17 protein-coding genes and 1 tRNA gene are annotated in these 13,558 nt (G+C 62.3%); 10 read left to right on the top strand and 8 right to left on the bottom strand.

All coding sequences use genetic code 11. From position 1 onward, the window contains the following. Positions 1-27 precede the first annotated feature (27 nt). From galU to K4A76_RS09485, 4 genes are all read right to left on the bottom strand, one after another. Positions 28-867: a UTP--glucose-1-phosphate uridylyltransferase GalU gene (gene galU, locus K4A76_RS09500; RefSeq protein ID WP_173888454.1), complete on the bottom strand. Its 840-nt coding sequence runs from the start codon at positions 865-867 to the stop codon at positions 28-30. A gap of 272 nt (positions 868-1,139) precedes the next feature. Continuing rightward, positions 1,140-2,054, bottom strand: a complete 915-nt coding sequence (locus tag K4A76_RS09495) for a c-type cytochrome (protein ID WP_274412023.1) — start codon at positions 2,052-2,054, stop codon at positions 1,140-1,142. Continuing rightward, complete coding sequence (locus K4A76_RS09490; RefSeq protein ID WP_274412022.1) at positions 2,051-2,701, bottom strand: c-type cytochrome; 651 nt, start codon at positions 2,699-2,701, stop codon at positions 2,051-2,053. Before K4A76_RS09490 ends, K4A76_RS09495 begins: the two co-directional genes overlap by 4 nt. Positions 2,702-2,846: 145 nt before the next feature. Beyond that, the gene (locus K4A76_RS09485; protein WP_161893070.1) at positions 2,847-3,206 is read right to left on the bottom strand and encodes a hypothetical protein; all 360 of its coding nucleotides are present in this window, start codon (positions 3,204-3,206) and stop codon (positions 2,847-2,849) included. Positions 3,207-3,365: 159 nt separating this feature from the next. Between K4A76_RS09485 and K4A76_RS09480 the strand changes: the two genes are divergently transcribed. The 8 genes from K4A76_RS09480 to csrA all read left to right on the top strand — a co-directional run bounded on the left by K4A76_RS09480 (position 3,366) and on the right by csrA (position 9,167). After that, the gene (locus K4A76_RS09480) at positions 3,366-3,668 is read left to right on the top strand and encodes a DUF1883 domain-containing protein (RefSeq protein WP_003250918.1); all 303 of its coding nucleotides are present in this window, start codon (positions 3,366-3,368) and stop codon (positions 3,666-3,668) included. 7 nt (positions 3,669-3,675) lie between these two features. After that, positions 3,676-3,846: a hypothetical protein gene (locus K4A76_RS09475; protein ID WP_165944137.1), complete on the top strand. Its 171-nt coding sequence runs from the start codon at positions 3,676-3,678 to the stop codon at positions 3,844-3,846. Between the two features lie 42 nt (positions 3,847-3,888). Continuing rightward, positions 3,889-4,965 carry an NAD(P)H-dependent flavin oxidoreductase gene (locus K4A76_RS09470; RefSeq protein ID WP_274412021.1) on the top strand — a complete coding sequence of 359 codons (1,077 nt, stop codon included), beginning with the start codon at positions 3,889-3,891 and terminating at the stop codon, positions 4,963-4,965. A 176-nt stretch (positions 4,966-5,141) separates the two neighbouring features. After that, complete coding sequence (modA, locus tag K4A76_RS09465) at positions 5,142-5,864, top strand: molybdate ABC transporter substrate-binding protein (RefSeq protein WP_238706637.1); 723 nt, start codon at positions 5,142-5,144, stop codon at positions 5,862-5,864. Further along, complete coding sequence (modB, locus tag K4A76_RS09460; RefSeq protein WP_054905758.1) at positions 5,864-6,544, top strand: molybdate ABC transporter permease subunit; 681 nt, start codon at positions 5,864-5,866, stop codon at positions 6,542-6,544. The genes modA and modB overlap by 1 nt, the downstream gene beginning before the upstream one ends. 1 nt (position 6,545) lies before the next feature. Further along, the gene (modC, locus tag K4A76_RS09455; RefSeq protein WP_274412020.1) at positions 6,546-7,637 is read left to right on the top strand and encodes a molybdenum ABC transporter ATP-binding protein; all 1,092 of its coding nucleotides are present in this window, start codon (positions 6,546-6,548) and stop codon (positions 7,635-7,637) included. 56 nt (positions 7,638-7,693) lie between these two features. Beyond that, positions 7,694-8,716 carry a DNA topoisomerase IB gene (locus K4A76_RS09450; protein WP_054913452.1) on the top strand — a complete coding sequence of 341 codons (1,023 nt, stop codon included), beginning with the start codon at positions 7,694-7,696 and terminating at the stop codon, positions 8,714-8,716. A 253-nt stretch (positions 8,717-8,969) separates the two neighbouring features. Beyond that, positions 8,970-9,167, top strand: coding sequence for a carbon storage regulator CsrA (gene csrA / locus K4A76_RS09445; protein WP_009683195.1), 198 nt, complete (start codon positions 8,970-8,972; stop codon positions 9,165-9,167). A gap of 42 nt (positions 9,168-9,209) precedes the next feature. On the opposite strand, the gene K4A76_RS09440 is transcribed toward csrA, so the two are convergent. The 3 genes from K4A76_RS09440 to K4A76_RS09430 are packed head-to-tail and all read right to left on the bottom strand — an operon-like array spanning position 9,210 to position 12,186. Next, positions 9,210-9,563, bottom strand: coding sequence for a response regulator (locus tag K4A76_RS09440; RefSeq protein ID WP_274412019.1), 354 nt, complete (start codon positions 9,561-9,563; stop codon positions 9,210-9,212). 11 nt (positions 9,564-9,574) lie between these two features. After that, positions 9,575-11,020 (bottom strand): ATPase domain-containing protein, encoded by a 1,446-nt coding sequence (locus K4A76_RS09435; protein ID WP_274412018.1) that lies wholly within the window; start codon positions 11,018-11,020, stop codon positions 9,575-9,577. 5 nt (positions 11,021-11,025) lie between these two features. After that, positions 11,026-12,186 (bottom strand): two-component system sensor histidine kinase NtrB, encoded by a 1,161-nt coding sequence (locus K4A76_RS09430; protein ID WP_054913455.1) that lies wholly within the window; start codon positions 12,184-12,186, stop codon positions 11,026-11,028. Positions 12,187-12,455: 269 nt separating this feature from the next. Between K4A76_RS09430 and K4A76_RS09425 the strand changes: the two genes are divergently transcribed. Both K4A76_RS09425 and K4A76_RS09420 read left to right on the top strand, forming a co-directional pair. After that, positions 12,456-12,540 (top strand) — tRNA-Leu (locus tag K4A76_RS09425). A gap of 104 nt (positions 12,541-12,644) precedes the next feature. Further along, the gene (locus tag K4A76_RS09420; protein WP_009681230.1) at positions 12,645-13,058 is read left to right on the top strand and encodes a DoxX family protein; all 414 of its coding nucleotides are present in this window, start codon (positions 12,645-12,647) and stop codon (positions 13,056-13,058) included. Position 13,059: 1 nt separating this feature from the next. On the opposite strand, the gene K4A76_RS09415 is transcribed toward K4A76_RS09420, so the two are convergent. Beyond that, the gene (locus K4A76_RS09415) at positions 13,060-13,263 is read right to left on the bottom strand and encodes a hypothetical protein (protein ID WP_029886325.1); all 204 of its coding nucleotides are present in this window, start codon (positions 13,261-13,263) and stop codon (positions 13,060-13,062) included. Between the last annotated feature and the right edge of the window lie 295 nt (positions 13,264-13,558).

The following is a 13,558-nucleotide window of genomic DNA, read 5'->3' as shown; positions in this document are numbered from 1 at the left end:
GCAATGTTGCTACAAGCAGCGGCTGTATCAGTAAGCCTTGCCAGTCTTGTAGTAGTTCTCGAAGCAGAAGTTGGTCGCGTCGATGTAGCCCTCGGCACCACCGCAGTCGAAGCGCTTGCCCTTGAACTTGTAGGCGATCACGCAGCCGTTCTGCGCCTGTTGCATCAGCGCGTCGGTGATCTGGATTTCGCCGCCCTTGCCTGGCTTGGTGTTCTTGATGATGTCGAAGATATCCGGCGTCAGGATGTAACGGCCAATGATCGCCAGGTTCGACGGCGCATCTTCCGGTGCAGGCTTCTCGACCATGTTGGTAACGCGGAAGATGTCGTCACGGATCATGTCACCGGCGATGACACCGTACTTGTTGGTTTCCTGAGGGTCGACTTCCTGGATGGCGATGATCGAGCAGCGGAACTGGTTGTACAGCTTGACCATCTGGGTCAGCACGCCGTCACCTTCCGGGTTGACGCATAGGTCGTCCGCCAGCACCACTGCAAACGGCTCGTCGCCGATCAGCGGGCGCCCGGTGAGAATGGCATGGCCCAGGCCTTTCATTTCGGTCTGGCGGGTGTACGAGAACGAGCACTCGTCCAGCAGACGGCGGATCCCGACCAGGTATTTCTCCTTGTCGGTGCCCTTGATCTGGTTTTCCAGCTCGTAGCTGATGTCGAAGTGGTCTTCCAGGGCGCGCTTGCCGCGGCCGGTCACGATGGAGATTTCGCTCAGGCCGGCATCCAATGCCTCTTCAACGCCATACTGGATCAGTGGCTTGTTGACCACCGGCAGCATTTCCTTGGGCATGGCTTTGGTAGCAGGCAGGAAGCGCGTACCGTAGCCGGCTGCCGGGAACAAGCATTTCTTGATCATATACGTCCTTACAAAAGGCTAGGCCTGTGGAATTCGGCGCAGTCTAATCAGGCGGCAGAAACCTTACAATGCCTGACCTGCGGCCGACCGCTGGGTAGATAGAGATAAGCAAGTGTAGATAGTTCCGAGGGATCGCAAATATCGTCAGCAGACATGCAAGTGAAATGCCACAGCTCACGCATGCCTGTGGTGGCCTCATGGCGAGCAAACCTGCTTCCACAACCACCGTTGCAGGCCAGGTTTACCCGCCAAGCGTTCGCTACAGGCACCCGTCAGCTACCGGTCCCCTGCCCGACCAGCACGCCATCGACCTTCTGCCCATACAGGTTCACGCCGTCATTGGCATGGAATTTCACCCGCGTCTTCTCGACAGAGCCTTCTACCAGGCGGGGATCCTGCGGCCGTTCATGCCGGTTGATCCATGCCGCAACATCCCAGGCCTGCTGGTCGCTGAGGCTGCCCGGCTTGCCCAGTGGCATGTTGTACTTGATGAAGGATGCCGCCGTGTTGATACGGTGCATACCGGCGCCCCAGTTGTAGCTGTCCTTGCCCCACAGCGGCGGCATCACATATTCGCCCGCCACTTTCTGCCCTTCACCGTTGTCACCATGGCAAATCGCGCATTGCTCGCGGTACACCTGCTGGCCACGTGTGAAGTCGTACCCGCCTGCAGGCTGCGCGACTTCCGGGTAACCGCGCCCGGCAATTTCGACGCCGGTCGGCGCCTTGGTCGACAGCCAGTACGCGTACACCGACAGAGCCGTCATCTGCGGGCTGTCCGCGGCCGGCGGCTTGCCGTTCATGCTGAACTGGAAGCAGCCCTGGATGCGCTCGGCAAAGGTATTGACCTTGTCGTTTTTCTTGCGATAGGCGGGGTACATGGGGTACGCGCCCCACAATGGCGCCGAATGGGCCATACGCCCCTGGTCGAGGTGGCAGTTGCTGCAGTTCATGCCGTTGCCCACCGCCTCGGGCATCAGCCGGCGGGTATCGACGAACAAGGCATGGCCTTCACGTACCATCTTGCCGAAGGCATTGGCGGGCAGCTCGTCTTCCGCCGGGGGCGTGAACTGCGGGGCGGCCTGCTTGCCGGGGACCTTCAGTTGCGACTGGTCTTCCATGGCGATAGGCGCGGCCTGGGCACTGCCCACAACCAGCAGCAACAGAGCGGGGATCAGCGGTTTCATGGTTTGACCTCCTGGCCGGCGGGGCGGGCGAAGAACTCGGCAACTGCCTTGATCTCGTCATCGGTCATGGCCTTGGCCACGCCGACCATCAGCTGGTTCGGGTCATTGCTGCGGCTGCCGTCGCGCCAGGCATTGAGCTGCGCCACCAGGTAACTGGCAGGTTGCCCGGCCAAAGGCGGGAAGTGCTCGCCAACGCCACCGCCACCCGGACCGTGGCATTGCACGCAACCAGGGATATGCCGGTTCCAGTCGCCGTACAGGGCCAGGCGGGTGGTAGGGTCGCCGGCAATCTGCTGGCGGCGCCCATCGACGACCTTGACTGCCGGCAGGCTGGCCAGGTAGTTGCTGACGGCGGTGATTTCCTCTTCGCTCAGGGCCTTGGCCAACGGCTCCATCACCGCCTGCTTGCGGCTGCCACTGCGCCAATCATGCAATTGCTTGCTGAGGTAAGCAGCCGGCAGGCCGGCCAGCCGCGGAAAGCCCGCCGCAGCGATACCCTTGGCGTCCGGGCCATGGCAACCCAGACAGGCCAGGGCGGCGGGATTGGCCCCGCCTTGGGTGAAAATTTTCTGGCCATCGGCGGCATGCGCCCCGGGCCAGGCCAGGATCAGCAGGCTGCCGATCACGACGCGACTCAACGGTGTCATCACGAATCTCCATTTCTTTTGTTATAAGCTTAGGCTTAAAAAACATAAGCAAATGGATACTAGCCCCGTCGGGGAAATCGCAACAACGTCAGGCCGGCCGATCTGATGGCCAATAGCCCATTAACCGCCCTTTACTTGCCTCAGATCAACTCCCCGAGATGCAGCGGGTAGCTGCCGTGCGCACATCGCCCAGGCGCAGCGGGAAGTTGCTCAGCCGCTCATGCAGCTTGATGCTGCTGCCGCCGCCACGCTCATCGATATCCAGCAGGGCGGCCGGGCCAGCACCTGCTGTCAGCTTCTGCGGCACCGTCAGGCGCAGGCCGTCACCGCGCCGCTCTTCCACCAGTGGGTCACGGCTGTCGGCAAGCTGCGCCTTGACGCAATCGGCATACTCGCGGGGCGTCTTGCCAGAAATCACATCCAGGGTCGCATGCGATTGCTCCAGTTCGGAAACACTGACACAGCCACCCAGTGCCAGTGTCAACGCGGCCACCATCCACTTCATCTGTCATACCTCAACTTGTACGAACCCCGTTCGACCACCGTCAGGCAGTTTTGCTCCGTGCTTTGGCAGAATTATCCAAGCCCGGCGAACAGCGCGGCAGTATAACGGCACATCGTGGTATCTTTTGCCTTTGCTGAACCAAACCTTGCGGAGCATCACATGAAATTCGTACACCAGCGCGAGCACCTCAATGAGGACGACATCGTCGTCATCGAGTGTTCCCAGCGCTGCAATATCCGCCTGATGAACGACGCCAACTTCCGCAGCTTCAAGAACGGCGGCCGTCATACCTACCACGGCGGCCACTTCGAGAAGTTTCCTGCGAAGATCACCGTGCCCAGCACCGGGTTCTGGAATATCACCATCGATACCGTGACCACCCGCCCGATCTCGGTTACCCGCAAGCCCACCCTGACCCACAAGATCAAAATCATCCGTCGCTCGTCGTCGAAACTCAGATAAGGCCACCATGACCCAGACCATCAAGTACGTGATCAAATACAAACTCGACGGCCAGCGTCGCTGGGACTTCGCGCTGATGCCCGACGCCTCGCAAGCGCAAGCCCTCGAAGCCTTGCGCAAAATCCATGGTGAAGACGCCGACAAGATCAGCGACATTCAGGTCAGCAAGGCCCTGTAGTAGTAGCCGCCGCACCGTTCGCCCAGCGCAAGGAGACCTCGCATGCGCCACTGGCCCGACCGCCGCATCCTCGACCTGCTGGGCATCGAGTTGCCCATTCTGCAGGCCCCCATGGCGGGGGCAACCGGCTCGGCCATGGCCATTGCGGTGGGCTCGGCCGGCGGCCTGGGCGCCCTGCCCTGCGCCATGCTCAACGGTGAGCAGGTGCGCGCCGAAATTGCTGCATTCCGCGCCGGCTGCCCGGGGCGCCCATTGAACCTGAACTTTTTCTGCCATCAGCCACCCGCGCCCAACGCCGAGCGCGACGCGCGCTGGAAGCAGGCGCTCGCCCCCTACTACAGCGAAGTGGGGGCGGATTTCGCGGCGCCCACCCCGGTCTCGAACCGTGCGCCTTTCGATGAGGCGAGTTGCCAACTGGTCGAACAACTGCGGCCGGAAGTGGTGAGCTTCCACTTCGGCTTGCCCCAGGCCGACCTGCTGCAACGGGTACAGGCCAGCGGTGCCAAGGTGCTCTGCACCGCCACTACCGTGCAGGAGGCCGTCTGGCTGGAGCGCAACGGCTGTGACGCCATCATCGCCATGGGTTATGAAGCCGGCGGCCATCGCGGCATGTTTCTCAGCGACGCCATCACCAGCCAGATCGGCACCTTTGCCCTGGTACCGCAGGTGGCCGACGCGGTCCGCCTGCCGGTCATCGCCGCCGGTGGCATCGCTGACCATCGCGGCCTGGTGGCGGCCCTGGCCCTGGGCGCATCTGCCGTGCAGATCGGCACGGCGTACCTGTTCTGCCCCGAGGCCAAGGTTTCGCCAGCACATCGGCAGGCGCTGGACAGTGCGCCTGCCAGTGACACGGCGCTGACCAACCTGTTTACCGGCCGCCCCGCCCGCGGCATCAACAACCGTATCATGCGCGAGCTGGGGCCGATGAGCGCGCTGGCACCAGCGTTTCCGCTGGCGGGCGGGGCATTGATGCCGTTAAGGGCAATCACCGAGCCGCAGGGCAACAGCGACTTCAGCAACTTGTGGTCAGGGCAGGCGTTGCGGTTGGGGCGGCGTATGCCGGCCGAGGCGCTGACCCGAGAGATCGCGGCCAAGGCACTGGCCAGGGTTGCCGGGTAGACCGCGCCTGTGCGGCCTGCGGCAACCTTTCGTTAGCCCGTAATCAAACCATCCTTGCGAATGCACCCAGCAGCCCTTCCCGGCAACTGGCCTATCGCTATATAGTTGTGAATATAACGATACCTCAAGGAGCTGCCTGCATGCGTATCCGCCCGTCTTACCTGGCCTTCACTGCCATGGCCAGTCTGTTTGCCTTCAACACCGCCTGGGCCGACGAGGTTCAAGTGGCCGTCGCGGCGAACTTCACGGCGCCCATCCAGGCCATTGCCAAGGACTTCGAACACGACACCGGCCATACACTGGTCGCGGCTTACGGCGCCACGGGGCAGTTTTACGCCCAGATAAAGAACGGCGCGCCCTTCGAGGTGTTCCTTGCCGCCGATGACACAACCCCGAAAAAGCTCGAGGAAGAAAAGCAGATCGTCCCCGGTTCGCGCTTCACCTACGCCATCGGCACCCTGGCGCTGTGGTCGGCGAAAGAAGGCTACGTCGACGCCAAGGGCGAGGTGCTGAAACAAAACGCATTCAGCCACCTGGCCATCGCCAACCCCAAGGCCGCGCCATACGGCCTGGCCGCCACCCAGGTACTGGACAAACTGCAGCTTACCGCGGCCACCAAAGGCAAGATCGTCGAAGGCCAGAACATCACCCAGGCTTTCCAGTTCGTCTCCACCGGCAATGCCGAACTGGGTTTTGTCGCGCTGTCCCAAATCTTCAAGGACGGTAAAGTGACCCAAGGCTCGGCCTGGATCGTACCGGCCAACCTGCACGACCCGATCCGCCAGGACGCCGTACTGCTCGACAAAGGCAAGGACAACGCTGCCGCCAAGGCCCTGATCGAATACCTGAAGGGGCCAAAGGCCGCCGCCCTGATCAAGTCCTACGGTTATGAAATCTGATGCCGCTGGATGCCAGTGACCTGGGTGCCATCTGGCTGACCGTCAAACTGGCCAGCCTGACCACGGTGATCCTGCTGATCATCGGCACGCCGGTCGCCTGGTGGCTGGCGCGCACGCGCTCCTGGCTACGCGGGCCGGTGGGCGCGGTGGTGGCGCTGCCGCTGGTGCTGCCACCGACCGTCATCGGCTTCTACCTGCTGATCGCCCTGGGCCCCCACGGCTGGCTCGGCCAGGCCACCCAGGCCATGGGCCTGGGCACCGTGGTGTTCAGCTTCACTGGCCTGGTCATTGGTTCGACCGTCTACTCCATGCCCTTCGTGGTCCAGCCGTTGCAGAACGCCTTTGCCGCCATCGGCCAGCGCCCGCTGGAAGTCGCGGCCACCCTGCGCGCCAGCCCGTGGGACTGTTTCCTCCATGTCGTGCTGCCGCTGGCGCGCCCCGGTTTCGTCACCGCCAGCATTCTCGGTTTCGCCCACACCGTGGGTGAATTCGGTGTGGTGCTGATGATCGGTGGCAACATCCCCGACAAGACGCGTGTGGTTTCGGTACAGATCTTCGATCACGTAGAGGCCATGGAATATTCACAAGCACACTGGCTGGCCGGCGCCATGCTGGTGTTCTCGTTCCTGGTGCTGCTGTTGCTGTACACCGGGCGCCGCGGTAAAGCCGGCTGGAGCTGAGATGACTGCATCGATAGTGGCGCGCCTGAACCTGGCACGTGACGACTTTACCCTGGACGTAGACCTGCACCTGCCCGGCCGCGGCATCAGCGCCCTGTTCGGCCAGTCCGGCTCTGGCAAGACCACTTGCCTGCGCTGCCTGGCGGGGCTGGAGCGGGCTGCCAACGCCTATGTCGAGGTCAACGGCGAGGTCTGGCAGGACAGCGGCCGTGGTTATTTCCGCCCTCCCCACCTACGCCCGGTGGGCTACGTATTCCAGGAGGCCAGCCTGTTCCCGCACCTGTCGGTGCGCGCCAACCTGGAATTCGGCTGGCGCCGCCTGGCGGCCGCCGAACGCAAAGTCAGCCTGAGCCAGGCCAGCGAGCTGTTGGGTATCGGCCATTTGCTGGATCGCCGCCCCGCGACCCTGTCGGGTGGTGAGGCGCAGCGGGTTGGCATCGCTCGCGCCCTGCTCAGCAGCCCGCAGCTGCTATTGATGGATGAGCCGCTGGCCGCCCTCGACGGCCCACGCAAGCGCGAGATACTGCCCTACCTGGAACGCCTGCACGGTGAGCTGGACATCCCGTTGGTGTATGTCAGCCACGCACAAGACGAGGTGGCACGCCTGGCTGACCACCTGGTGCTGCTGGAACACGGCCGCGCAGTGGCCAGCGGCCCCATTGGCGAAACCCTTGCCCGCCTCGATCTGCCGCTGGCCCAGGACGATGACGCCGGGGTGGTGTGCGAAGGCCGGGTGGTGGGGCACGACCCGCACTACGACCTGCTCGACCTGCGCCTGCCCGGCGAACATGGGCCCTTGCTACGCATCGCCCATGCTCCCCGGGCCATGGGCGACACCTTGCGGGTCAAGGTGCAGGCGCGTGACGTAAGCCTGGCACTGACAGCTGACAGCACCTCGAGCATCCTCAACCGTTTGCCGGTACAGGTGCGCGAAACCCGCCCCGCGGCCAACCCGGCGCATGTACTGGTCAGCCTGGACGCTGGCGGCAACCTGCTGCTCGCGCGCATTACCCGGTTTTCGGCAGAGCAGCTCGCCCTGCACGCAGGGCAGGTCGTGTACGCCCAGATCAAATCGGTGGCGCTACTGGGCTGAGCATACCTGACACGCGTGTTGTCCATTGATCAGTGATCTGATCGAGGCCAAACACCATGCTCGACTGCCCTCTGCCGCGCAGTTTGCACTATGTCGAAGACAGCCAGCCAGGCCTGACCCGGCGCCGTTGGCGCGACCGCTTCATCTACCTGGACGCCGATGGCGAACGGGTCCGCGACAAGGACACCCTGGCGCGCATTGCCGCCCTGGTGATCCCACCGGCCTACACCGACGTGTGGATCTGTGCCGACCCCCAGGGCCACCTGCAGGCCACCGGCCGTGATGCGCGTGGCCGCAAGCAATACCGCTACCATGTGCAATGGCGCGAACTGCGCGACCAGCACAAGTACGGCCGCATGCTGGCCTTCGCCCAGGTTTTGCCGAAACTGCGCGCACAACTGGAAACCTACCTGGCACGCCCAGGGCTGGACCGGGAAAAGGTCATGGCACTGGTGGTGAGCCTGCTGGACCACACGCTGATCCGCATTGGCAACCAGCGCTACCTGCGCGACAACCAGTCGTACGGCCTGACCACCCTGCGCAACCGCCACGTAGAGGTCAAGGGCAGCAGCATTCGCTTCCAGTTCCGCGGCAAGCGCGGTGTCGAGCACAACGTCACCCTCAATGACCGGCGCCTGGCCAACCTGCTCAAGCGCTGCATGGAACTGCCCGGGCAGGCACTGTTCCAGTACCTGGATGCCGACGGCCAGCGCCATAGCGTCGGCTCGGCCGAGGTCAACCAGTTCCTGCAGCAACTCACAGGTGCCGACTTCACCGCCAAGGACTACCGCACCTGGGCTGGCAGCAGCCTGGCGCTGGACCTGCTCAGGCCATTGGCCTGGGAACCGGAGGCCGAGGCCAAACGCCAGGTGGCCGCCATCGTTCGCCAGGTGGCCACGCGCCTGGGCAATACCCCGGCGGTCTGCCGCCGCTGCTACATCCACCCCGCCGTACTCGAACACTACGCCCTGGGCCGCCTGGCGGATTTGCCAAAGCACCGCATACGCAAAGGCCTGGACCCTGAAGAGGTGGCTTTGCTGGTATTTCTTCAAGCCCTAGAGGAACAGGACGGTCATTAAGCCTGTCTATTTAATCCATGATGCGAAGAAATTTCCCATTGGCCGCCAACGGCCCTATTCTTGCCACCGAGCACCTTGGCCGACAAATCGCTGACGGTTTGCTTTGGCACCTGCAAGTGAAGGTACGCAACAGAATTTTTCTGTCGGGGAATTACTATCCGCCGAAAGCGTCTTTAATGAGAAGGAACAGGGACCCGCTCCCGCCGCCGCGGCAGTTAGCCATGCGGACTTTATTATCACCAAGGAGAACTACATGCTGATACTCACCCGTAAGGTTGGCGAAAGTATCGTCATCAACGATGACATCAAAGTCACCATTCTGGGCGTCAAAGGGATGCAGGTGAGGATCGGTATCGATGCACCGAAAGATGTACAGGTCCATCGGGAAGAGATCTTCAAGCGCATCCAGGCAGGCAGCCCAGCCCCGGAAAAGCACGACGATTCACAGTGAATCCCGGCCGACCAAGCGCATGGATGCGCTCGGCCGCAGGCTTCACGTTGCCAGTAGCTGACGCACCTTCGCAATCATCTTGTCCATGTCGAATGGCTTGTCGAAAATGGCGTCGACCAGGGTAGGACAGACCTGGTTGGCCTGTGCGCCACTCATGAGAATGACTGGCACCTCGCGCAGCGCCGAGCAGTCACGCATGGCGCGCACCAGCTCCTCGCCATTGAGCACCGGCATCATGTAGTCGGTGATCACCAACTGCACGCTCTCGGCCACAAGCATTTCCAGCGCCTTCTTGCCGTTGATGGCCTTTTTCACCTCGTAACCTTCATCCTCCAGGGCGAAGGCCAGGATATCGGCGATCAGGTATTCGTCATCGACGATCAGAATGGTGTTCATTGCCCCGCCTGTCACCCGCCGTCCTGCGGCACCGGCGTACCCGAAAGCACCCCGCTGTTGCCGGCGAATGCCTTGTGTAGCGTTATGCCCTGGGGCCCGATCAGCAGCTCGTGCAAGGCCGGGTCATGGTGGCTGTCACGCACCTTGAGGATCGACAGCATACGCCGCAGCTGCGAGTCCAGTTCCACAAAGCGCATCAGCATCAGGTTGTCGACGATGCTCGACAGGTCCGGCGCCGGTGCGCTGATCTCGGCGCCGAAAATATCGCGCATTTCCCAGGTCAGCATCACGCTGACGCCGCGCGCGCGCAGCTCACCGGTCAACGCGCGAAAGAACGCATTGAGGCGGGCCGGGTCGGTGGCCAGGCGGCTGAATGCCCCCAGGCTGTCGATCACCACGCGCTTGCTGCCCAGTGCGGCGACCCGCTCCAGCAGCCGCGCGCCCACTTGGTCGAGCAACCCCTCTGTGGTGGGTTGCCAACACAATTGCAAACTGCCGCTTTGCTCCATCGCGGCAAAGTCGTACCCCAGCGATGCGGCCTTGCTGCGCAGGCGCTCGGGCGTTTCATAGAAGCCGAAATGCAAGCCTGGCGCTTGCGCGGTACTGACGCCAAGAAACGCCAGGCACAACGAGCTCTTGCCAATACCGGACGGGCCGATCAACAAGCTGACCGAACCGTTCGCCAGCCCGCCGCCGAGCATTTCATCGAACGTGGGTACCCCGCTGGTGACGCGCCCCACATTGCCGCCGGCGACCTGGCTGGGTTGGCTGAACAGCGCTTCCAGGCGCGGAAACACGTGCATGCCGGCTTCGTCGATCAGGCACTCGTGGCGCCCCGACAACGCCCCACTGCCGCGGGTTTTGCGTAACTGGACATGGCGCACGGCACGGCTGCCCAGTAACTGCTCACCCAGCTCGATGACCCCATCGACCATGGTGTGCTCAGGGCTCCCCTCCTCCAGCCGGGCGCTGGTCAGCAGCAACACGGTACAACCCGCGAACGCCGCGTGGCCTTGCAGTTCGGAGACGAACTTCTTGGTGTCGAGCGTGGTGTGTGCACGGGCGCGGGCATTGAGCACGCCGTCGACGATCAGCAGGCTGGCCTTTTGCCGGGTGATTTCCTGGCGCAGCAAGCGCACCACAGCCTCCAGCCCTTCCTGTTCCAGTGTGTCGAAAGCGCTGACGAACTGGATCTGGTCACCAATCAACCCCGGGTCGAAGAACGCGAGCGTCGACAGGTACTGGAACAAGCGTTCATGTGACTCGCTGAGCAAGGTAGCCACCAGCACCCGACCACCGTCACGCACGTGGTTATGGGCCAGCTGGTTGGCAAGAATGGTCTTGCCCGCACCCGGTGGCCCTTGAACGATGTAGGAGGCGCCAGCCACCAGGCCACCCCTGAGCAACGCATCGAGCCCGTCGATGCCCGTTATCAGCCGCCTGAGTGCCTGTGCCATGTTGTCTACCTGTCGAGTGGGCTGAGTGCCTGATTCTGATACATTGGCAGATAAAGTTGCATGCAAGTTCCACGACCCGGCGCGCTATCGACACAAATAGCGCCACCGCTCTGCCTGGCGAAGCCGTACACCTGGCTAAGGCCCAGGCCAGTACCCTTGCCAAAGGGCTTGGTGGTGAAAAATGGCTCGAAGATGCGTGGCAGCACTTCGGGCGCGATACCCTCGCCACTGTCCTCCACCCCAAAGCACACAAAGCGGCCGTGCAGTCCTTCTACCTCGCCGGCCAACTCGACCAACTCCACCCTCAGGTCGATATGGCCATTGCCGGTGATGGCGTCGCGGGCATTGAACAACAGGTTGAGCAAGACCATTTGCAGCTGCCCGGCATCGACTTCGATCAGCGGCAGGTCCGGTTGCAGCACCACCGCCAGCGTGATCGCACTGGGTAACGCATGCTCCAGCAGGCCACGGGTGGCGGCAACCAGGGCAGCCGGTGCAACACTGGCCACATCGAGCTGGCGGTGGCGGGCGAAGCTGAGCAATTGCTGAGTCAGCTCGGTGCCGCGCTGTCCGGCATCGATGATGTGCTGCAGCATGCGCTGCGCCCGCACCGGGTCCTGGGTAGTCTGCGCCAGGCGTGCCGAGCTGAGAATGATGGTCAGCATGTTGTTGAAGTCGTGCGCCAGGCCACCAGTCAACTGGCCAAGCGCCTCAAGCTTCTGCGCCTGGAACAGCTGGGCGCGCATGGCATCCAGTTGCATGGCAGACTCACGACGGTCGGTAATGTCACGAGTGACCTTGGCAAGGCCGACGATCTGGCCGTCTTCGTCGCGAATCACATCCAGTGCGGCCAACGCCCAGAACTGCGTGCCATCCTTGCGTACCCGCCAGCCTTCATCCTGTGCCACACCCTGCTCGAGCGCCTGGCGCAGCAGGCACTCAGGGCGGCCGTCAGCGCAGTCCTGCGGGGTAAAAAACAGCGAAAAGTGCCGGCCGACCACTTCGTCGGCGCGGTAACCCTTGATCCGTTGCGCGCCTGCATTCCACGACACCACATGCCCAGAAGGGTCGAGCATGTAGATGGCATAGTCCACCACCGATTGAACCAGCTGTTCATAACGGTGGGCGGGCATGTCGGGGTGGTCGATGCTATCAGCTGAAACCATGCATACTCCACTGGCACAGCAGGAAGGACAAAATGAACGTAACCCGGTGTGCCCAGCCTTGAGCCATCCCTTGACACTCTTGAATCCAACCAATCGGTAACAGTGGCTTAATGACTGCAACGTGTCAATTGCCCCTTACAACTGCCCTCTCATCTGTAGATCATAGGTGCTGCGGTTGACTCAACTATAACAATGGGTTATAAAGCGCGCTTGATTGCAAAGCCCTTCTGCTTAGAAGCGAGCCGGTCGTTCACGACCCCTTCAAGCGTGCGAGTGTGGTGGAATTGGTATACACAGCAGACTTAAAATCTGTCGGCGTGAGCCTTGCGGGTTCGAGTCCCGCCACTCGCACCAAATTCCCCTGAAAAGGCGCCTGCATGGCGCCTTTTTAGCGTCTGGCAGCAATGTTTTGCGCAGCTGCTAAAGTGGAGCATACATTCGTCCACTGGAACGCCGCCATGCGCTACTCCCTATTCGATGGTCAACGCGACATCATCATCCTGCTTGCCCGCGTGCTGTTGATGATCCTGTTCGTCTTGTCAGGCTGGGCCAAACTGACCGGTTTCGACGGGACCGTCGCCTACATGACCTCCCTGGGTGCCCCCGCCCCGATGCTGGCGGCGGCAATTGCGGTACTGATGGAGTTCGTGGTCGCCATCCTGCTGATCGTTGGCTTCTATACCCGGCCACTGGCAGCGCTGTTCGCGCTGTTCGTGCTGGGCACCGCGCTGATCGGCCACCCTTTCTGGAACATGGTCGACCCCGAACGCAGTGCCAACATGACCCAGTTCCTGAAGAACATGGCCATTATGGGTGGCCTGCTGCTATTGGCCGTGAGCGGCCCTGGGCGCTTCTCCGTAGACGGGCGCTGAGTCAGTCGTCGCAGTCATCGAACCACGCCGGGTGCTCGAGCCGCTCTTCATCAAGGTCATCGAAGTCACCCGGCGTTTCGTCTTCCTCCAGCTCATCTTCGGCGCCCTGGGCGTCCGCCTCGTGTTCCACGTCGTCGCCATAGAGGAATTCGTGATCGAGCAGATGATCGTGCTCCGGCTCGTGAAGGTCGTCTTGGTCGCGCATGCTGGCTCCTGAAGTGTTGGCAGGCCTGTATAGGCCGATCGAGGTGCCGGGTCAATGGGGGCTATTAATGCACCGTTAATGCCACCGGCCCAATCTGCAGGCTCTCCCTTCAAACGTTGCTTGCCCGCCTTCATGGCGGGCTTTTTTTCGCCCCGCCAATGACTCCGCCCCAAATGACAGGCTGATCACCTGCGCTTCACGAAATACCGACATCTGCTTGCGCACACTGACTCCGCTCCGTACGTTCTTGCAGCCCGCCGCACATTTGCCGCGGGCTTTTCTTTGTTCGACAGCC

It is taken from the genome of Pseudomonas sp. NEEL19, assembly GCF_028751975.1.
In the GTDB taxonomy this organism is placed as follows: domain Bacteria; phylum Pseudomonadota; class Gammaproteobacteria; order Pseudomonadales; family Pseudomonadaceae; genus Aquipseudomonas; species Aquipseudomonas juntendi.
This window is presented reverse-complemented; position numbering and strand designations above follow the sequence as displayed.